Source organism: Dellaglioa algida DSM 15638 (genome assembly GCF_001434695.1).
GTDB classification, from domain to species: domain Bacteria; phylum Bacillota; class Bacilli; order Lactobacillales; family Lactobacillaceae; genus Dellaglioa; species Dellaglioa algida.
Map to the genome: position 1 here is coordinate 1 of NZ_AZDI01000025.1, position 800 is coordinate 800.

An 800-nucleotide genomic window follows, 5' to 3' on the forward strand; every position below is an offset into this window, starting at 1 on the left:
ATCTTCATGGGCAGTTAACATCAACAAGTAGATGAAGTTAAATATAAAAATAGAGGGATTTAAAATGAAAAAAAATTTATTAGCAAGTTTTTTTATTGTTTCGGGAGTAACAATCGGGGGACTGATAGCACTAAATAATCAGTCTAGTGTATCGGCTTCAAATGTAAATGATTATATTCATTCTCAAAATATTAAGCATAACGGCATTGCTTTTCCTATTTGGAGCGGTTTCCCAACTGATGATATGGGTTACCGAAATGGAAAGGGACGCCCAGAAGGTGTTGTCGTTCATGAAACGGCCAATCCATCATCAACTATTAAAAATGAGATTGCGTATATGAAATCTAATTATAATAGTGCCTTTGTACATACGTTTATTGATGATAATAATATTCTTAATATTGCGGATACAAATAATATGTCTTGGGGTTCTGGTCCAGTCGGTAATCAGAGATATGTTCAATTTGAGCAAGTAAGAGTGCATAGCAAATATGCTTTTGCAAAAGAAGTTAGTAACGCTGCTTTCTATACTGCATATGTTTTAAACCATTATGGATTAAGCCCTAATTTAGCAACCACCGCAAACAGAGGCAAAGGGGCAACTGTATTAGCGCATGCCGATGTAAGTAAATATTTAGGCGGAACAGACCACGTAGATCCAACTAGTTACTATAGTGAATCGGGTAAAAAATGGTTTAACCAGGCATATACGATGTCAGATTTATATGGTTTAGTTAAAGAGTATTATGATGGTATGCGTTATTCAAAAGTATCCTTCAACGACGCAACAGGTTCTGAAT

The 800-nt window shown here is 35.1% G+C and carries 1 protein-coding gene; it reads left to right on the forward strand.

Translation table 11 applies throughout. The annotated features are described in order from the left end of the window. Positions 1-64 precede the first annotated feature (64 nt). Positions 65-800 (forward strand): peptidoglycan recognition protein family protein (locus FC66_RS07795; RefSeq protein ID WP_157052020.1); only part of this gene is annotated, 736 nt, incomplete at its 3' end.